Here is a 19,516-nt window from a genome sequence, read left to right on the forward strand (position 1 = left end):
ACGTAAAGAAGAAATGTAATTGGGGAGGTTTCCTCTCAGGAGGCACGCAGAAAAGCGGGCCTCCTCAGGGTTCAGAAAGAGACAGAGAGCTGGATCCTGTGTACACCGCCGCCGGGGTAATGCCTGACCTTATCCCACGCAGACGAAAAGGGATTGCCCCCATCTCCGGATCCTGTGTCGGGCGTGGACGGCTCCGGCTCCTTGTCGTGGGCATTGAACGGAATGAATTGACCAAAAGCGTAGCGAAGTTGAAGCTTGTTAAACTGGTAACCGACACCGAAGGCCAAAAACAGCATCTGAATTCTATCAACGGCAAGCTCCGTGGTGCCGGCACCCGCCGTACCTAATCCAAGGAACTGGCTGCGCCAGTAGTCTATCTTGGCTGCTGGGCGGATATCCAGATACTGAAGCCCGGTACTGAATTGGAACCGCTCTCCCCGGTATTCCGCGGAGGCGTGGTACTGGCTGGAATCTATTCGGGCGGAGGCTATGTAGTTGTAATTACCGATCAGAAGCGATGGCCAGAAATCAACTACAGCGCGTGAATTTGCATAACCGCCGCCATCAAGGTCGAGTTCCATGCGTCGGTAATTGATTTCCGCGCTCCAGCGCTCCGACACCTGCCATCCGGCGCCCACACGGTACTGCCTCTTCTGTAAGCCGGCCTTGAGTCTCCCCCCTGGATTCCCGTCTGCAGTGAACTCCACATCCATCAGGTCCGCATCAAGATCAGAATAACTACCTACCAGGTAGTATCCCCCCGGCAGGTCAACTCTTGCCTCACCGTCTCTGTTCCGGGGTTTCTGAACATCCTGGTAGTACTTCAGGTGCACCCCCTTGAGGTCCACGGTGCCGCCAATCTGGTTAAGCTCCTGCTGCAGGTGCAGAGGCAGGTTACCATAATGACCCGATATGGACACGTCAACATTGGAAGCAAAATCAAGATAGGAGCGCCTGTAGCCAATTTTCAGCCATGGTGCCACGCCTACTTCAAGCTCGCACGGCACTTCAACCTTGCGTCGATAATCCGAATCTAGCAATGAGATGCCGAAAGACACCCGGTCCCGGATCTTCAACGCGGTTCCCGCTGCGCCCCAGTCAAAATGGTCGGAGGTATGAAAATGAAGTTCTTCTATCTCACTGTCAGCACGCACAGTCGAAGCACGGTACCCGTAGCCGGCGGCTATGCTCCCCTCCAGGTTGCCGCCCCAGATGGAGAAGGGAGCGGCACCGGCAAGATCCAGTCGGTCTGAAGTGGCCTTGCTCCCCTCCCAACGGCCGCTGTAGATGTAGGCGGTCGGCTGGTATTCGTAAGCAGCTTCAACGCGATACTTCCCGTTGCTGTCGAGATACAAAGGGGAGTTGAAATCAAGGGTTTCCTGACGGCTGGGCAACCGTTCCATGCCGCCTCGCCCCAGCGCGGAGGTGCCGCCATCGATAAGAGTGCCGGCAAGGAGGTCGCTGAAAGCTGACACCGGGGGGGGGGAAGCCAGGAAAATGAAACAAAGGAGATATACCAGGCGGTGAAGACGGCAGAACTGCAGGGTCATAAGTAGGCCTTCGATTGTGGGAGAAACCGGGGTGGCATAGCGCCACCCCGGAACATAGAGCAGTTAAAGGAAACGCAAGGACTTGGCCAGCCCCTTGCTCGGAGTCCCATAGAACTTGATGATCCTGTCGTTCTTGACCTTGTAGAAGTACCCGCCGACAAATGCTTTGAAACCCATGTCGACATAAGATGCCACCAGTTCTTTGGTGTTAAGGTCAAATTTGTCGCTACCAGCGTAAAGATAACCATTGCTGATGGTGAGCACGTCTGAACGGTTCGTCGGATGCATTCCAGTAGAGGTATCTTGGCCGTTGCTCACTTTACGGACCTCATACTGATGATTAAAGGTAAAGCCATCCCAGCTATCCCACCACGTTCCGTAGTAGATGTCTGTGCCATTCGCTGTAACGGCAGTGATCCCATACCAATTCTGTGGAACAATCGTTTGTATCGGGGAACCGACGGTGTAAGTGCTTCCATTGACATTGACCGGGGCGAACCCGTAGCTTGCACCAGTCTGGCTCACGCTTTCAGTCACAGTGTACAACTGACCCTGATACCAGAAAATTAAGCCAAGCCAGGTGCTCCCAGTGGCATAAGTAGACACGTCACCGGTAGCCGGGTTTATCTTCTTAATTTCACAGAGGTTATCCGTCCAATTATAATCGACGACGTAAACACTCGTCCCGTCCGTAGCGACACCAGCGGCGTAGTCGTACAGTCGGTGTGACAAAAGCTTCCCACTGGCCATGGGGAGGATGCCGTTGAATCCGGCGACGTTACTTGCAGCACTATTGCCAGGAAGAATGCCGTTTAGGGTGTAATCAGGAAGGTCGCTGGTCGGGTAGACGTCGCAGACGGTTAGTTCCATGTAATTCGGATCCCACGGGCTAGGATATTCAGCTGCGACGGGGTCCATATACTTAAGCGAGAGGGAAGCGTTTCTGGGCACATCATAGGCGAAGGTCGGCAGATTGCTGCGGTCCAGCGGGTTGGTGAAGAACTTAGTGAGATCAACCCGTATGGAGGCCCCGTCAATGGTTATGGTCGAGGGCCCCGCCAATGCGGTAGTGATATTGTTGAGGGCGTTGGTGAAGTCATCCTTCTGGGTCTGCGTCCAGGTGGCTATATCGACCGCACCGACGCCGTAGGCTCTCCCCTTGATTTCGTTGAAGGCGAGAATGGACTTTGCCGTCGCCTTCCTCGCATAGTCAAGGCCAGCAGCCATCTTCGCCTTACCATCGCTCTTAAGCACGAACACGCCCGAGTTGTTGATCATCGCCAGTGGGTCCTGGGCAATGGTGTCATAGGTGTATCCAGACGGGACGTCAAAGCTGTAGGCTGTGGAGAACTTGAACAGTACCTGGATCGCATTGAGCGCTGCATCCAGCGCATAGTATTCGCCGGTACCAAGGACAACGTTCTGCCCGTAGAGCGGATTCCCCTGCATTGCAGCGGTAATGGTGAATGAGTTATTGGTTGCCGCCTCAGCCTTTTGCAGCCGCGCAATGATGGTATCGAAGCGAGGGATGATGACATTGTCGATCATCGCCTGCATCTCGGAGACGCTCGGCGCCGTGCTCGGAACGAGACCCAGTTCCTTGGCAACCGATTTGAACCCGGTTTTTTGCTGCGGCAGCAGTGCGGTCAATTCCTTTATTACCGCAAGCGCTTTTACGGCAGCGGGCGCGCTCGCCACGGTGGTCAACGCTGCGGTCTTGGCAGTCCGCTTTGCGGCTGTGAGCTGGCCACCGGTGAAATGAAGTGACGTCATGTTGCCAAAGGGAAGCCGGACCGGGCTGGTCCCTTGCATGACCTGGGTTACCGAAGGGTAGACCACTTCCCATTTCGCGGCGATCGCCTTGAAATCGGCATCGTCCATGATCATCAAGCCGCTGGTGAGGGCGCCACCGACGTTAGCTTCCGCGCTGGAGGAGTCGGCAGCAAGCGCAAGCTCAAAGCATTTGTTCGCGTTGGCGATGTCCTGTTTGGCGAGATACTGCTTTGCTTGCTGTACGTACATGGCAGCTGTTTCAGTGCCACTTGTAGGGGGAACGTAGGCGTCGCCGGAAGAGGACGCGATGCTGCCTGCCGAACTGCTCGAGATGTTGCTGAAAACGGCAGGTGCGGTGGGAGCCTCTGCGTTGAAAAGCGGAACCGATATCGCGGTGCCGCCGCTCAGAACGCTATCCACGCTGCCGACGCCCGGGGTGCTAACCGCGACGACGACCATGTTGTAAAGGTTGGCATAGCTTACGCTGGTGTCGGTCAGAGCGTCCCTGCCTCCCTTGACCGCCGCGGAGATGCTGGTCTCAATCAGCGCCGGCTGAATCGTCACCAGGGTAGCGGAAACGCTCCCAACCGTCTTACCCGCTGGAAGGGGGTCGCCAAGGACAACAGGGGCCTCGGGAGTCGAGAGTTTCTGCGAAGCGACCACAACAGCGGCGGTGGTGATTGCGTCGACGGTCTGTCCAGCAACGACACCCGGAACGACAGAATCTTTTTCGATCAGCTTTTTAAGCACCTGGCTGCCACGACGAACCTTAATCACGTAGTCCGTGTTAACCTTCAACCCCGGAATCGAATAGCTATAGATCCGCTGGTTCTCCGGAAGAGTCGTATCAGCTGTAGGGTTGACTTGAGCAACCTGTTTGCCGTCAAGGCTATACGCTTCAACGAAAACACCGGCATCGGTTGCAACTGCTGCGACCCGCTTCGCCAATACATTGTCAGCAACGGGAAAATTCGCCGAACCGGTTACCGTTGCCGTCGACGAGCCGCCTCCTCCACCACCACAGGCGGCAACAAGTGCGGCCAGAAATACTGTCATCGCGAGATACAAGAACTTTTTACCCCAGCCTGATCCCATTTAACTCCTCCTTTTAACCAAATTTATTGAACCAGTTAAAATGATTCAATCTCATAGAAATTACACAACCTGGCTAAGAAGGCAATGACATTTAATATTATATAATTCCAAATCTTTAATGGACAATTAACCACAAACTGGAGACACAAATACTCCTCAACAACAAAGAATAGTCAGTTAAGAAACGTAAAAAGCCCCGTTGCAGCGAAGAACTGCTGCAACGGGGCTTAACATCTGAGCTAGGTACGTTTAGAGCTAGAGCGATTCGACGTCGCGTTCGGTGGCGAAATAGAGCCTGTTCAGGGCGTCGATGTACGCCTTGGCCGAGGCCTCGATGATGTCGGTGGAGGCGCCCCGACCGACGACGGGGGTGCGCTCCCCTTCGGTGATCCGGACGGTGACCTCACCAAGCGCATCGGTGCCGCCGGTGATGGATCCGACGTTGTACTGCAAAAGCTGTGCGTCGCGCTTGGCGAGTTTCTTGATCGCCTTCAGCGTCGCGTCGACCGGGCCATCACCCAGTTCCGCGGTCCGCACCTGCATGCCGTCGATCTCCATCTGCACGGTGGCGGTGGCGACAGCGAAGGAGCCGCAGGTCACGGTGATGTGGGAGAGTTTGTACTTCTCATCGATCTTCTTGGTCTGGTCGGCGACGATGGCGTCGAGATCCTCGTCGTAGACCTCCTTCTTCAGGTCGGCGAGGGCCTTGAAGCGGGTGAACGCCTTGTTCAGCGCTTCCTCGTCGAGGTCGTGCCCCAGCTCCTCCAGCCTCTTCTTGAAGGCGTGGCGGCCGGAGTGCTTACCGAGCACCAGGGCGCTCGCCTTCAGGCCCACCGACTCGGGGGTCATGATCTCGTAGGTCGACTTGTCCATCAGCATGCCGTGCTGGTGAATCCCCGCCTCGTGGGCGAAGGCGTTGGCGCCGACGATGGCCTTGTTCTGCTGCACCGCGATGCCGGTCACCTGGGTCAAGAGGCGGCTGGCCGGGGTGAGCTGCTCGGTGACCACGTTGGTCTTGAAGGGGAGGATGTCGCCGCGGGTCCTGATGGCCATGACGAACTCCTCGAGGGAGCAGTTGCCGGCGCGCTCGCCGATGCCGTTGATGGTGCATTCGACCTGCCCCGCGCCCGCCTGAACGGCGGCGATGGAGTTGGCGACCGAGAGGCCGAGGTCGTTGTGGCAGTGAACCGAGATGACTGCATCCTCGATGTTCTTCACGTTGTCCTTCAGGTACTTGATGATGTTGAAGTACTCGAAGGGGATGGTGTAGCCGACGGTATCGGGGATGTTGACCACGGTCGCGCCGGCGTCGATGACGGCACCCACCACCTCGGCCAGGAATTTGAGATCGGTGCGGACCGCGTCCTCGCAGGAGAACTCGACGTTCGCGGTGTAGGAGCGGGCGCGCTTCACCCCTTTCACCGCGGCCTCGAGGACCTGGGCGGGGGTCATCTGCAGCTTGTACTTCATGTGGATATCGGAGGTGGCGATGAAGGTGTGGATGCGCCCCTTGTCCTCGGCGTACTTGAGGGCCTCCCAGGCGCGATCGATGTCCTTGAAACCGGCGCGGCAAAGACCGGCGATCTCCGGCCCCTTGATGGTCTGGGCCACCTTTTTAACCGCCTCAAAATCCCCCTCGGAGGCGATCGGGAAACCCGCCTCGATGACGTCCACGTTCAGTTTCTGGAGCTGCTTGGCAAGTCGGAGTTTCTCCTCGATGTTCATGCTGGCGCCCGGGGACTGCTCCCCGTCTCTGAGCGTGGTGTCAAAGATCTTGATGGTCTTCGGTTCCGTGTTGTTCACTTGCGCTTCCCCCTTGTGTGGTTATGCTGCTTCGTTAGCCTGCCCTCCCCCGCCTGCTAATTAAAGCAGATGAGGTGGCAAAGACCAGCAGGCCGAAATAAAAAAAGCCTCCGCCCCAGTAAGGGGCGAAGGCTTTTGAAAGCTTCCGCGGTACCACCCTCGTTCATCCGTCTAAAGACGGACCTCTTGCGCCCTTCACGCGGGCTGACGGCTGCAGCTAGGACCCGGCCGTCTCCCTGTCAGGAATAGAACGACCGTTCTTCACTGCGACGGCTCCAAGGCGAGTTCACCTGCTTCCTCACCGGTTTGCACCAACCACCGGCTCTCTGTAGGGGAAGGGAAAGGCTACTACTCCTCATCACTGCCTTTAGTTTTGGGGAGATAATAAAAAAGGGACCGACGGCTGTCAAGCGCTTTTTGTTTTATTTCGGTAAAGCGGGTACTAAAACGGCGTTGTCGCCATGACAACGCCGTGTTCTTTTGGGCAGGTGAAACTGCAATTTGACGCGCCGGCACAACCGGCCGTTCCGGTTAACGTGGAACCTGGAACCTGGAACCTAGAACGTGCTTTAATGGTTCTTCCTCATCTCCTCGTGGCCGCGGTGCATGGCGCGTTCGAGACGGCGACGGCGCGGATAGGTGATCACGAAGCCGATGGGGCCGGAAAGGATGTAGCAGATGAAGATGGTGAAGAGCATGATCACCGGCTCGGCTGCGATGACGATCAAAAGGAGCACCGCCAGCACCAGGAGGGCGAAGGGCTGCCTCTTGATCAGGCTCGGGTCCTTGAAGGAGTAGTACTTGACGTTGCAAACCATGAGCAGGGCCAGGAAGTAGATCAACACCAAAATCGCGAGCTTGTTGTACGAGGCGGGCCACCCCATGTGGTAGAAGAAGAGCACCGTGGCCGAGACCATGCTGGCAGCGGCCGGCGTCGGGAGTCCGACGAAGCGTTTGCTCTCCACCGTTTCCACCTGTACGTTGAAGCGCGCGAGCCTCAGCGCCGCGCAGGCCAGGAACAGGAAGCCTGCCAGCCATCCGAGCCGTCCGAAAGGTTTCAAGGCCCAGCAGTACATGAGGAGCCCCGGCGCGGCGCCGAAGGAGACCACGTCGGCCAGGGAGTCGAACTCGACGCCGAACTTGCTCGCGGTGCCGGTCAGGCGTGCCACCTTGCCGTCGAGACCGTCGAAGATGGAGGAGGCCAGGATCCAGAGCGCGGCGGTCCGGTAGTCGCCGTTCACGGTGGACACCATGCAGTAAAAGCCGGCGAACAGGCTCCCGGCGGTGAACAGGTTGGGGAGGATGTAGATCCCCTTGCGCATCCCTTCCCTTTCTACTTTCGGTCTCTCTTCGCTCACGGCAGTATCCCCAGCACGGTTTCACCGGCAACCGTTTTCTGTCCCATCACCACGTCGATGCCGGTACCCAGCGGCAGGTAGACGTCGAGCCGCGACCCGAAGCGGATCAGGCCGTACCTGCGCCCGCGGGTCAGCCGGTCACCGGCCTTGGCGTAGCAGACGATCCGCCGCGCGATGAGCCCCGCCACCTGTACAACCACCATCCTGAGGCCTTTATCGGTCTCGAGCACCAGCCCCTGCTGCTCGTTCTCGAACGTCGCGCGCTCGTCGCGCACGTCGTAGAATTTCCCCTTGGTGTAGAAATCGTCCACGACCTTGGCGGTGAGCGGCGCGCGGTTCACGTGCACGTTGAAGACGGACATGAAGATGCTGATTTTCTCCATTTCGGCGCCGGTGTGCGGTTCGGTCACCTTCCCCAGGAAGATCACCTCGCCGTCGGCGGGAGCCACCACGACGTTCTCACCGGGAGGGGTAACGCGCTCGGGGTTTCTGAAGAAGAAAACGGAGAACAGGGAGAGCAGCGCGAAAAGCGCAGCGGGGAAGAAAAAGCCGAAATGCAGGAACTGACCAAGCAGCGCCAGCAGGGCCGCGACGGCGGCGAAACCGGCAATGAACGGGTACCCCTCGACAGCGACCGGGGTATTTGTGTTGCGCATCTGGTACCTCTTGAAAAGTATTCGTGCCGGAGCCGGCTGACCCCTGCGGGACCGGACAGAAAAAGGCCGTTTCCGGACTGCCCGCGCACCAATGCGGGAGTATGCCCGAAAACGGCCTTACATGCAATGAAAAGAAGCTATTACCCCTTCCAGGCCTTCGCGCCGCGCCCGATCACCACCGGACCGGTGCTGACCAGCTCCTTGAGCCCCAGGGGGCGCAGAAGCTCGACCATGGCGCTCACCTTGGCGGGGGCGCCGGTCGCTTCCAGCGTGTAGGACTTCGGCGTGACGTCGATGACCTTGGCGCGGAAGATGTCCGCGATCCTCAGAACCTCGGCGCGGCTTTGCTCCTCGGCGGAGACCTTGACCAGCACCATCTCGCGCTCGATGGCGTGCTCCGGCTCGAAGTCGATGACCTTGATCACGTCGATCAGCTTGTTGAGCTGCTTGGTGATCTGCTCGATGATCTGCTCGTCGCCCCGGGTCACCAGGGTGATGCGGGAGAGCGCCTCGTCGTTGGTGGGAGCCACGGTGAGCGAATCTATGTTGAAGCCGCGCCCGGAAAAAAGTCCGACCACGCGGGAGAGAACGCCGAACTCGTTCTCGACCAGAACAGCAATGGTATGTCTCATGTTACCCTCCTAAGGCAGTTGGCAAATTAGCTGGCAAGCACCATCTCGGTCAGCGAGGCGCCGGCCGGGACCATCGGCAGCACCTTCTCCTCGCGTGCGACCTTGAACTCCATCAGAACGGGTCCCTTGGTTGCGAACCCTTTCTTGATGACCTCGTCCACCTCTTCCACCTTGGTGGCCTGCAGGCCGGTGGCCCCGAAGGCCTCGGCGAGCTTGATGAAGTCGATCGGAAGTTCCATGCAGGTCGAGGAGTAGCGCTTGTCGAAGAAGAGCTCCTGCCACTGGCGTACCATGCCCAGGAAGTTGTTGTTCAGAATGACGATCTTTACGTTGAGACGGTTCTGCACGATGGTGGCGAGTTCCTGCATGTTCATCTGGAAACCGCCGTCGCCGCAGACCACCATGACCTGGCGGTCCGGGAAGCCGGCCTGCGCCCCCATGGCGGCGGGGAGGCCGAAGCCCATGGTGCCGAGGCCGCCGGAGGAGAGAAGCGTCCTCGGGGTGGTGAAACCGAAGAACTGCGCGGTCCACATCTGGTGCTGCCCGACGTCGGTGGCCACGATGGCATCCGGGTCGGAAAGGGCGCGCAGCCTCTGGATCACGTACTGCGGCTTGATCACCGAGGTGGCCTGTTTGTAGGTCATCGGGTGCTTCTGCTTCCATTCGTCGATCTCGGCGATCCAGGGGGCGAGTGCCGCCTGGCAGGCCTTCGCGTCCGGACCGATCTCGTCGGCCACCTTCAGCATCTTCACGAGGACGTCGCGCACGTCGCCGACGATGGGGAGGTCGACGCGGACGTTCTTCTTGATGGAGGTCGGATCGACGTCGACGTGAACTATCTTCGCGTGGGGAGCGAAGGAGGCGATCTTGCCGGTGACGCGGTCATCGAACCTCGCGCCGATGGCGATCAGCATGTCGCAGTGGGACACGGCCATGTTGGCGTAGTAGGTGCCGTGCATGCCGAGAAGCCCCAGGGAATGCGGGTCGTTTTCCGGGTAGGAGCCAAGCCCCATGAGGGTGGTGGTGACCGGGATCCCCAGGCGCTTGGCAAGCGCGACCAGTTCCGCCGCCGCGTTGCCGAGGATGACGCCCCCCCCCACGTAGATCACCGGCTTCTTCGCCTGCATGATCATGGTGACCGCCTTCTCTATCTGCTTCGGGTGCCCCTCGACGGTCGGCTTGTAGCCGCGGATCTCCACGCTCTCGGGGTAGTGGAACTCGGTCTGGGCGATCTGGACGTCCTTGGGGAGGTCGACCAGGACCGGGCCGGGACGGCCGGTGCGGGCGATGTAGAACGCCTTCTTCATGATGGTGGCGAGATCCTTGACGTCCTTCACCAGGAAGTTGTGCTTGGTGCAGGGACGGGTGATGCCGATGATGTCGGCTTCCTGGAAGGCGTCGTTGCCGATGAGGGCGGTGGGGACCTGCCCGGTGATGATCACCATCGGGATGGAGTCCATGTAGGCGGTGGCGATACCGGTGATGGTGTTGGTGGCGCCGGGCCCCGAGGTGGCGATGGCGACGCCGACCTTGCCGGTGGCGCGTGCATAGCCGTCGGCGGCGTGGACGCCGGCCTGCTCGTGCCTGGGCAGGATGTGCCTGATCTCCTTGAACGAGAAGAGCTCGTCGTAGAGGTTGATGACCGTCCCCCCGGGATAGCCGAAGATCGTGTCGACCCCCTCCCGTTTGAGGCACTCCAGCAGGATGCGTGCTCCGTTCAGCTTCATATTGTTCCCCCCATGCGCGGCAGAAAAGCTGCCGCTATTGATCGACCCCGCGCTCGGTAAGCGCCGGATCACTAGTAATGAAGACTTCCCCTGAGGCCGACCCTCCCCGGTGAAAGGAGGGCCTCCCTCTGCCCCTTGGTAAAGGGGGTCGGGGTTTTATTCAGCGGTGGTAATGGCGCCGGTGTGGGCGGAGGTTACCACCTTCGCATAGCGGGCGAGCCAACCCTTCTTGATCTTGGGCTCGGGTGCCACCCAGCGGGCGCGCCGGTTGGCGAGTTCCTCGTCGCTCACGAGAAGCTTCAGGGAACGGGACGGAATGTCGAGTTCGATCTGGTCTCCGTCTTCCACGAGTGCGATGGGACCACCTACCGCCGCCTCCGGAGAGATGTGACCGATGCAGGGACCGCGGGTGCCGCCGGAGAAGCGGCCGTCGGTGATGAGCGCGACCGAGTCCCCAAGGCCAAGCCCCATGATGGCGGCGGTGGGAGCCAGCATCTCCCTCATCCCCGGCCCCCCCTTGGGCCCCTCGTAGCGGATCACCACCACGTCGCCGCTTTTGATGCGCCCTTCCATGATGGCGGCCATGGCGATGTCTTCCGAGTCGAAGCAGCGCGCGATGCCGGTAAACTGCATCATCTTCTCCCCCACGCCGGACTGCTTGACCACGGCGCCCTCGGGAGCGATGTTGCCGAAGAGGACGGCGATGCCCCCTCCTTTTTGACCGGCGCGTCCACCGGGCGGATCACGCTCTCGTCAACCCCTTTCAGGCTCGCCACGATCTCCTTGGTGGAAAGCCCCATGAGGGTCGGGCAGTCGTGAATCTTGTCACCCAGCTGCTTCATGACGCCGGCCACGCCGCCGGCGGCGTCGAGGTCCTCCATGAAGTGCTCCCCCGCCGGGTTCATGGAGGCGATCTGCGGAGTCGTTTTGGAAAGGATGTCGAAGGTCTCAAGCGGCAATTCCACCCCCGCCTCGTGGGCGATGGCGAGGAGGTGCAGCACGGTGTTGGAGGAGCCCCCCAGCGCCAGGTCGACGCGGATCGCGTTCTCGAACGCCTCGCGGGTCATGATGGAGCGCGGGGTGACGTTGTCACGCACGAGGTCCACGATGCGCTCGCCGGAGGCGAAGGCGATGCGGCGCTTGAGCGCGGAGACGGCGAGTGCCGTGCCGCAGCGCGGCAGGCTCATCCCCATGGTCTCGGTGAGGATGGCCATGGTGTTGGCGGTGAAGAGCCCCTGGCAGGACCCCATCCCCGGGCAGGCGTTCTCCTCGCAGCGGGCGAGTTCCTGGTCGTCGATGACGCCGGCCTTGTAGCGGGCCATCGCCTCGAAGGTGTCGGTGACGAAGGAGTATTTCCTGCCGGCGTCGCCGCGGCCGCTCATCATGGGACCTGCGGTGACCACGATGCACGGGATGTCCAGGCGGGCTGCCGCCATGAGCATGCCCGGGGTGATCTTGTCGCAGTTGGTCAAGAGCACCAGGCCGTCCAGGCGATGCGCCTCGGCCACGGACTCGACCATGTCCGCGATCAGCTCGCGGGTGGGAAGGGAGTAGTGCATCCCCTTGTGCCCCATGGAAATGCCGTCGCAGACGCCGGGAATACCGAAGAAGAAGGAGTAGCCGCCGCCGGTGTGGACCCCTTTTTCGATGAAGCGCTCGAGGTCGCGCATCCCCACGTGTCCCGGGATGAGATCGGTGAAGCTGGTGGCGATGCCGATGAAGGGTTTCCCCATCTCGCTTTGCGGCAGGCCGGTTCCTTTCAAAAGGGCGCGATGCGGGGTGCGCTCCAGCCCTTGTGTGATCATGTCGCTACGCATGCAGTTCTCCCTGCGCCGGCGGGAACCTTGTTCAGGATCGCCAAACCGGCTGTTGGTGTTACCAAAAGCTTAGTGGTTGAGAGCAGTTACCGGAAAAGACAGGAATGGACACGATAATACATTAAAACATCGCTGTCAACTGACTAAAACGGCGTTAAAGAGACTCGCGCTTTCTCTTGGCGATCTCCGCCTCGGAGGCGCGCAGGTAGGTCGGGTTCAGGTGGGCAAGCGGTGTGAATTTCCCTTCCCGGGCGGCTTCGCGGGCGATGACCGCGCCGGCGCAGGCGCGCGGCAGGTTGGCGTGCCAGGGGGGGAAGATGGCGAGTTCTCCAAGGGTGTCCCGGATCAGGTCGCGGTAACGAACGGCGCCGTCGCCGACGAAGATGGTGCGATGTGTGACCCGGGACAGGAAGTCCCGCGGGGAAAGCACCGTGTCGGGGAGCACCGCGTCCGGCAGGGCGCCGCAGCGGTACAGTGCGCCGTAGACCTCCCCCTTGCGGGCGTCGAACATGGGGGCCACCTGTTCCGAGCTGTAGGGAAGGTTCATGGCCAGCATGGCCAGCGAGGAAAAGCCGACCACCGGCTTGCCGGTGGCAAGGGCAAGCCCCTTTATCGTGGCGATACCGACGCGAACCCCGGTGAACGATCCGGGCCCCAGGGAAACGGCGAAGCAGTCGAGGGCATCGGGGGTGAGCCGGGCGGCCTTCAACAGCCCGGAGACGGAGTCCATGAGGCGTCCCGAGTTGCTGCGGTCTTCGCCCAAGAGGCATTCGCCCAAAAGCGTCGCGTCGTCGCTCAGGGAAACCGAGGAGCAGTTGCTGGAGGTGTCGACGGTGAGTATCTTCACGGGGTCACGCCTTGCTCGCGATCATGCGGGCGATGTCGTTGTAAAACGCCAGCATCATGAGGCTGATCAAAAGGACGAGCCCCACCTGCTGCGCGATCTCGCGGGTCCTCTTGCTGAGCGGCTTACCGGTCACCAGCTCGATGAGGTAGAAGGCCAGGTGCCCGCCGTCGAGAATCGGCACCGGCAGGAGGTTCAAGACCCCCAGGTTCACCGACAGCAGCGCCACGAAGGCGAGAAAACTCACCCCGCCAGCCGCCGCCTGCTCCCCGGCCATCTTGACGATCATGATGGGGCCGCCGATGTTGTCCAGCGGAATGGCCCGCTCCACCAGGCGTACCAGGGAAAGCACGGTCAACTCGATGACGTTCCAGCACTGGGCGCTCCCCTTGACGATGGCCTCGCCGGGGGGGAAATGGTCGGTGACGGTCTCGCCGGCGGCGACCACGCCGATCACGGGACGGGTAACCTTTTCGCCCAGGAGGTTCTTGCTGGTGGTCGTTTCCGGCACCATGGTGAAGGTGAGCAGCGAGCTGCCGCGCTGCACCTCGAGCTGCACCGGCACCGCCTTGCCGTCGAAGATGATCTTGGCGAATTCGTCCCAGCGGGTAACGGGCCTGCCGTTCACGCTCCTGATGGCGTCGCCTGTCTTTATGCCGGCCCGGGCCGCCGGCTTGTCCGGGAGCACCTCGCCCACCTTGGTGGTGACGGCGGGAACGCCCAGGAACATGTAGATGACTATGAAGATGACGTATGCGAAAAGAAGGTTGAAGACCGGCCCGGCCGCGACGATCAGGATGCGCTGCAGCACCGGCTTGTCGGAGAAGGAGCGCATGCGATCCTCCTCGGAGAGTTCGACGTCCTCCCCCTCCCCGACCATCTTCACGTAGCCGCCCAGGGGGAGCGCCGAGAGGAGGTACTCGGTCTCCCCGACCTGCTTGCTGATCACCTTGGGGCCGAACCCCAGGGAGAATTTCTCCACCCCGACCTTGAAGGTCTTGGCGAACAGGAAGTGACCCAGCTCATGTATGAAGATCAGCGCCCCGAGGGCAATGATGGCGAAGATTATGCTCATGTGGTCCCTCTGTCGGTATGGCCGGGTACACCCCGGCGCCCCGGCCCGGCGGCGTAAGGCGACGGACGAGGCGGTAAAAGGTTAATTGGTGCTGCCGAGGACTTCCCTCGCGGTCCTTCTCCCCCAGCGATCGGCTTCCAGCACCTCTTCAATGGAGTGCAGGGAGCGGGGGGTGTGCAGGTCCATCACCCTGGCGATGGTATCCGGGATGGCCATGAAGCCGATCCGGCCCGCCAAAAAGCTCTCCACGGCGATCTCGTTGGCCGCGTTCATCACGGCGGGCATGCTCTCCCCGGCCTGCAGCGCGTCGTAGGCGAGCTTCAGCGCGGGGAAACGGTCCGTATCCGGCTTCAGGAAGGTGAGCCCCGAGAGCGCGGTGAGGTCGAGCGGCTTTACCCCGCAGGCGACACGCCCGGGATAGGTGAGCGCATAGGCGATGGGGCCTTTCATGTCGGGGACGCCGAGCTGGGCCATGACGCTGCCGTCTATGTACTCGACCATGGAGTGGACGATGCTCTGGGGATGGATGTTCACCGCGATCCGCTCGACCGGGATGTCGAAGAGCCAGCGCGCCTCGATCACCTCCAGCCCCTTGTTCATCATGCTGGCGGAGTCCACGGTGATCTTCTTCCCCATGCTCCAGTTCGGGTGGTTCAGCGCATCGGCCACCGTGGCGCCGGCGAGCTTCTCCTTGCCCCAGTTGAGAAAGGGCCCCCCCGAGGCGGTCAGGATCACCCGGTGGATATCCTGACAGCGGTGCCCCGCCATCGACTGGAACACCGCGCAGTGCTCGCTGTCGACCGGGTAGAGCCGGACGTCCTTCTCCCGCACCATCTCCATGATCAGGTGCCCGGCGGTGACCAGGGTCTCCTTGTTGGCGAGCGCCACGTCCTTGCCGGCCATGATGGCCGCCGCAGTGGGGACCAGACCTGCGGCGCCCACGATGGCCGCCACGACCATGGTGGTCTCGGCGGCGGTCGCGGCCGCGATGAGTCCTTCCACACCGTGCATGATCTGGGGTTTTTTGCCGGCCAGGGAGCGGCTCAGCGCCTTCGCCTTGTCGGCGGTAAGCACCGAGACGAGGTCAGGCTGGAACATCTCGATCTGCTGCTTCAAAAGCTCCAGGTTCGACCCCGCGGTGAGCGCCACCACACGGAACTTGTCCGGGTGCGCGGCGACGACCTCGAGGGTGCTCACCCCGATCGATCCTGTCGAGCCCAAAACGGTAAGATTTTTCATTTTCCCTCGCAGATGTCTCAAGTCAAGTGGCGCGGCGGGCTAACTAGCGGTTTTTTTTGTCGGTTCACGCCGGCAAGTTGACCGGTGCAGACGGCAGGCACAGCCTCCGCCGCTAAAACAGGAAACAGGCGTAGTAGTAAGCTGCCGGAGCGGCGAACAAAATGGAGTCCAGACGGTCCAGGACCCCCCCGTGGCCGGGGATGATGGTGCCGGAGTCCTTCACCCCGCAGCTGCGCTTGATGAGCGATTCGAACAGGTCGCCCAACTGCCCCAGCACGCCCAGAAGGAGAGCGGCGGCGAAGCAGTCGCCAATGCCCAGCTCCGGGAAGAAGGTGAACCTGGCGATCACGGCGCCGATGACGCTTCCGGACAACCCTCCCAGAGCACCTTCCACGCTCTTTTTCGGGCTCACCGCCGGATACAGGCGATGTTTCCCCAGCGAGGAGCCGACATAGTAGGCGGCGCTGTCGCCGGCCATGACGATCACCATGATCAGGAAGAGCCAGGAAACGCCATTGGGGAGCATCCTGATCAGCACCAGGTGCCCCATCAAAAGCGGCACGTAGAGAAATCCCATCAGCACCAGGGCGACGTCAGGCGCGGACTGCTTGATGTCCTGGAGCCGGAACAGGGCGACCAGGGAGAAGGCGAGCACCAGGGCGGTGAGCGTCAAAAGCGGCAGCAAAGGGGTGGAAGAGAACACCGCGAATACGGCGCAGGCCCCGGCGACGGTGGCGGCCCGTCCCTCCCCGCGCCGCTGCGGCAGCGCCATGCGGTAGAACTCGTCCAACCCCAAAAGGGCCAGCAGGAACACCAGCAGCGCGAACTGGAATGCCGATGCCTTCAGTATGAAAACGATCACGAGGGGCAGCAGGACCGCTGCTGTAGCTAGTCGTTTGATGGCGGACTCCTTCGGGGCGACCCCGGAATTGGACTAGGACGGCGTCTCTACCAGCTGCTCGCTGGTCATGCCAAACCTGCGCTCTCTGGACTGGTAGTCGCGGAAGGCCCGCGCCAGCTCGTGCCTGTCGAAATCGGGCCAGTTCACCTCGGTGAAATAAAGCTCGGCGTAGGCGAGCTGCCAGAGCAGGAAGTTGCTGATGCGCATCTCCCCGCTGGTCCTGATCAGAAGGTCAGGGTCGGGTATTCCCGCGGTGAAGAGCGATCCGGTGAGGGCATTCTCATCGATCTCTTCGGGCGCGAGCCTTCCCGCCGCCACCTCTCCGGCAAGCCTCCTGGCTGCGGCGACGATCTCCTGGCGGCTGCCGTAGGAGAGGGCGAGTGTGAGCAGCATCCCGCCGTTGCCTGCGGTCCTGTCGATGGTGGTCTGGATCTCCCGGTTCACGTCCTCGGGGAGGTCGGCGCGATTGCCGATCACGTTGAAGCGGATGTCGTTCTGCATCATCCGTGCGGTCTCACTGCGGATGTACTGCTTCAACAGCGCCATGAGCGCCTTGACCTCGGTCTTGGGTCTCAGCCAGTTCTCGGCGGAGAAGGCGAACAGGGTCAGGTAGCCGATCCCCAGGCGCGAACACTCCTCGACGATGACCCGAACGGTTTCAACACCTTTTTGATGCCCAACGATCCTGCGCAGCATGCGTTGCTTGGCCCAGCGGCCGTTGCCGTCCATGATGACGGCGAGGTGCCTCGGGAGTTTCTTCGGGTCTAAGCTGTTGTCCATGAGCATCCTGAAAACAAAAAATCCCCTTTGGATCGGGGGTTTCACGTGAGGGAGCGGTGGCGGCGGGACGGGTACGCTCGAGGGGAGCGCGAGCTCCCCCCTGAGCTGTCGGTCCCTTAGACCTCCATTACCTCTTTTTCCTTGTGGGCCAGCACCTCGTCGCACTTGGCGACGTACTTGTTGGTGGAGTCCTGGACGTCCTTCTCGGCGCGCTTCAGCTCGTCCTCGGAGATCTGCTTGTCCTTCTCGAGCTTTTTCAGCTTGTCAATGGCGTCGCGACGGATGTTCCTGAGCGCAACCTTGGCCTCCTCGGCGTCACGCTTCAACTGCTTGGCGATGTCCTTCCTGCGCTCCTCGGTGAGCGGCGGGAGGACCAGGCGAATCAGCTTGCCGTCGTTGGCCGGGGTGAGGCCGAGGTTGGCGTTCATGATCGCCTTCTCGATGGGGCCGATCATCTTGCTGTCCCAGGGCTGGATGGTGATGGTGCGCGCCTCCGGGATGGCGAGGGAGGCCACCTGGTTCAGCGGCGAGAGCGTCCCGTAGGAGTCCACCTTGATGTCGTCCAGAAGCGCAGTGCTGGCGCGACCGGTGCGGACCTTCTGGTACTCCTTCCTGAGCGATTCTATGGTCTTGTCCATGTGGACGTTCATGTCGGCGAAGACATCCTTGATCATGCTATTCTCCTTCTTTCACGAGAGTGCCGATCGGTTCGCCGTTGACAACCCGCACGACATTGCCGTCAGTCGTCACGTCGAACACGATGATCGGAAGGCTGTTGTCCATGCACAGCGAGATCGCGGTGGCGTCCATCACCTGGAGCCCCTTCCTGAGCACTTCCAGGTAGCTGAGCGTGCTGTACTTGGTGGCGTTTTTGTCCTTGTTGGGGTCGGCGGAGTAGACGCCGTCGACCTTGGTCCCCTTGAGGATCACGTCGGCGCCGATCTCCATGGCCCGCAGGCTGGCCGCGGTATCGGTGGTGAAGTAGGGGTTGCCGGTGCCGGCTCCGAAGATGACCACCCTCCCCTTCTCCAGGTGCCTGATGGCGCGCCGGCGGATGTAGGGCTCGGCGACCTCGGCCATGCCGATGGCGGACTGGACGCGGGTGTCGACGCCGACCTTCTCCAGGGCGTCCTGCATGGCGAGGGAGTTGATCATGGTGGCGAGCATCCCCATGTAGTCGGCGCTGGCGCGATCCATCCCCTTGGAGGAGGCCGCGACGCCGCGGAAGATGTTGCCGCCGCCGATCACCAGGCACAGCTCGACGCCGAGATCGACCACCTGCTTCACCTCGCGGGCGATGGCGGTGATGGTGTTGGGGTCGATGCCGTACCCCTGCTCGCCCCCCAGGGCCTCGCCGGAAAGCTTGAGAAGTACTCTTTTGTAATACGGTTCTGCCATCGTAGTCACCTTGCCTTTTCTTGACGGCAAAAAGCCTTCACGCAGAACAGGTTCCGGAGCGGGCTGGCCTCCCCGGAGCGCCCGCCGGGGCGATAACCTCCCGCGCAGGGCCATTTGCCTTGCTGCAGATAAAAAAAGAGCCGCCCATTTTCATGGCCGGCTCCGTTTGGAACGTTTTACACGCCGGCCGCCGCGGCGACCTCTGCCGCGAAATCATTCTCCTTCTTGGCGAGCCCTTCGCCCAGCACGAACTTGGCGAAGCGGCGGATGCTCATGTTCTCGCCGATGGAAGCGATGGTCTCGTTGAGGACGGTCTGGATGGTCTTGTCCGGGTCCTTCACGTAGGCCTGCTCGAGGAGGCAGATGTCGCCGAAGAACTTGTTGATCTGGCCTTCGAGGATCTTCTCGATGATGGCCGCCGGCTTGCCGCTCTCCTTGGCCTTCTCGCGGTAGATCGCCTTCTCGCGCTCGATGAGCTCTTCCGGCACTTCCTCGCGACGTACGTACAGCGGGGAGGCAGCGGCGATGTGCATCGCGATGTCCTTCACGAAAGCCTGGAAGTTCTCGTTTTTGGCGACGAAGTCGGTCTCACAGTTGACCTCGACCAGGACGCCGATCTTGCCGCCGGCGTGGATGTAGGAACCGACCAGGCCCTCGGTCGCGGCGCGGCCAGCCTTCTTGGAGGCGGCAGCCAGACCCTTGGTACGCAGGTAGTCGATCGCCTTCTCGTGATCGCCGTTGGTTTCGGTCAGGGCCTTCTTGCAGTCCATGAGGCCGGCGCCGGTTACTTTCCTGAGTTCGTTTACCTGTGCAGCTGTAATGCTCACGTTATCCTCCACAGTCACCCGCGCCTTCCGGCGCGGGTTTC

15 protein-coding genes, 1 pseudogene and 1 other annotated feature are annotated in these 19,516 nt (G+C 61.2%); all 16 genes and pseudogenes read right to left on the bottom strand.

Annotated features, from left to right (window positions below; all coding sequences use genetic code 11):
- Positions 1-71 precede the first annotated feature (71 nt).
- Complete coding sequence (locus tag KP001_RS08350; protein WP_217289068.1) at positions 72-1,550, bottom strand: hypothetical protein; 1,479 nt, start codon at positions 1,548-1,550, stop codon at positions 72-74.
- 63 nt (positions 1,551-1,613) lie between these two features.
- Positions 1,614-4,418, bottom strand: coding sequence for a hypothetical protein (locus KP001_RS08355; protein WP_217289069.1), 2,805 nt, complete (start codon positions 4,416-4,418; stop codon positions 1,614-1,616).
- Between the two features lie 255 nt (positions 4,419-4,673).
- Entirely contained in the window at positions 4,674-6,221 is a 1,548-nt protein-coding gene (locus KP001_RS08360) for a 2-isopropylmalate synthase (RefSeq protein ID WP_217289070.1), read from the bottom strand.
- A gap of 118 nt (positions 6,222-6,339) precedes the next feature.
- Positions 6,340-6,592, bottom strand: a binding site (T-box leader).
- A 198-nt stretch (positions 6,593-6,790) separates the two neighbouring features.
- The gene (gene pssA, locus KP001_RS08365; RefSeq protein ID WP_217289580.1) at positions 6,791-7,543 is read right to left on the bottom strand and encodes a CDP-diacylglycerol--serine O-phosphatidyltransferase; all 753 of its coding nucleotides are present in this window, start codon (positions 7,541-7,543) and stop codon (positions 6,791-6,793) included.
- Between the two features lie 32 nt (positions 7,544-7,575).
- The gene (locus KP001_RS08370; protein WP_217289071.1) at positions 7,576-8,235 is read right to left on the bottom strand and encodes a phosphatidylserine decarboxylase family protein; all 660 of its coding nucleotides are present in this window, start codon (positions 8,233-8,235) and stop codon (positions 7,576-7,578) included.
- 140 nt (positions 8,236-8,375) lie between these two features.
- Complete coding sequence (gene ilvN / locus KP001_RS08375) at positions 8,376-8,867, bottom strand: acetolactate synthase small subunit (protein WP_199389755.1); 492 nt, start codon at positions 8,865-8,867, stop codon at positions 8,376-8,378.
- 26 nt (positions 8,868-8,893) lie between these two features.
- The gene (gene ilvB / locus KP001_RS08380; RefSeq protein ID WP_217289072.1) at positions 8,894-10,594 is read right to left on the bottom strand and encodes a biosynthetic-type acetolactate synthase large subunit; all 1,701 of its coding nucleotides are present in this window, start codon (positions 10,592-10,594) and stop codon (positions 8,894-8,896) included.
- A gap of 156 nt (positions 10,595-10,750) precedes the next feature.
- Positions 10,751-12,411 (bottom strand): annotated as a pseudogene (gene ilvD, locus KP001_RS08385) (dihydroxy-acid dehydratase).
- Between the two features lie 154 nt (positions 12,412-12,565).
- Positions 12,566-13,258: a tRNA (adenosine(37)-N6)-threonylcarbamoyltransferase complex dimerization subunit type 1 TsaB gene (tsaB, locus tag KP001_RS08390; RefSeq protein WP_217289073.1), complete on the bottom strand. Its 693-nt coding sequence runs from the start codon at positions 13,256-13,258 to the stop codon at positions 12,566-12,568.
- 4 nt (positions 13,259-13,262) lie between these two features.
- Positions 13,263-14,330: an RIP metalloprotease RseP gene (gene rseP / locus KP001_RS08395; protein ID WP_217289074.1), complete on the bottom strand. Its 1,068-nt coding sequence runs from the start codon at positions 14,328-14,330 to the stop codon at positions 13,263-13,265.
- Positions 14,331-14,411: 81 nt separating this feature from the next.
- Entirely contained in the window at positions 14,412-15,569 is a 1,158-nt protein-coding gene (locus KP001_RS08400; protein WP_217289075.1) for a 1-deoxy-D-xylulose-5-phosphate reductoisomerase, read from the bottom strand.
- A gap of 112 nt (positions 15,570-15,681) precedes the next feature.
- The gene (locus KP001_RS08405) at positions 15,682-16,470 is read right to left on the bottom strand and encodes a phosphatidate cytidylyltransferase (RefSeq protein WP_217289581.1); all 789 of its coding nucleotides are present in this window, start codon (positions 16,468-16,470) and stop codon (positions 15,682-15,684) included.
- A gap of 33 nt (positions 16,471-16,503) precedes the next feature.
- Positions 16,504-17,250, bottom strand: coding sequence for an undecaprenyl pyrophosphate synthase (gene uppS / locus KP001_RS08410; protein WP_217289076.1), 747 nt, complete (start codon positions 17,248-17,250; stop codon positions 16,504-16,506).
- A gap of 116 nt (positions 17,251-17,366) precedes the next feature.
- Positions 17,367-17,924, bottom strand: coding sequence for a ribosome recycling factor (gene frr, locus KP001_RS08415; RefSeq protein ID WP_217289077.1), 558 nt, complete (start codon positions 17,922-17,924; stop codon positions 17,367-17,369).
- A 1-nt stretch (position 17,925) separates the two neighbouring features.
- Positions 17,926-18,648: a UMP kinase gene (gene pyrH / locus KP001_RS08420; RefSeq protein ID WP_217289078.1), complete on the bottom strand. Its 723-nt coding sequence runs from the start codon at positions 18,646-18,648 to the stop codon at positions 17,926-17,928.
- Positions 18,649-18,824: 176 nt separating this feature from the next.
- On the bottom strand, positions 18,825-19,475 hold the full coding sequence (gene tsf, locus KP001_RS08425; RefSeq protein WP_217289079.1) for a translation elongation factor Ts: 651 nt from the start codon (positions 19,473-19,475) through the stop codon (positions 18,825-18,827).
- Positions 19,476-19,516 lie beyond the last annotated feature (41 nt).

The sequence above is a fragment of the Geomonas subterranea genome (genome assembly GCF_019063845.1).
Taxonomy (GTDB): domain Bacteria; phylum Desulfobacterota; class Desulfuromonadia; order Geobacterales; family Geobacteraceae; genus Geomonas; species Geomonas subterranea.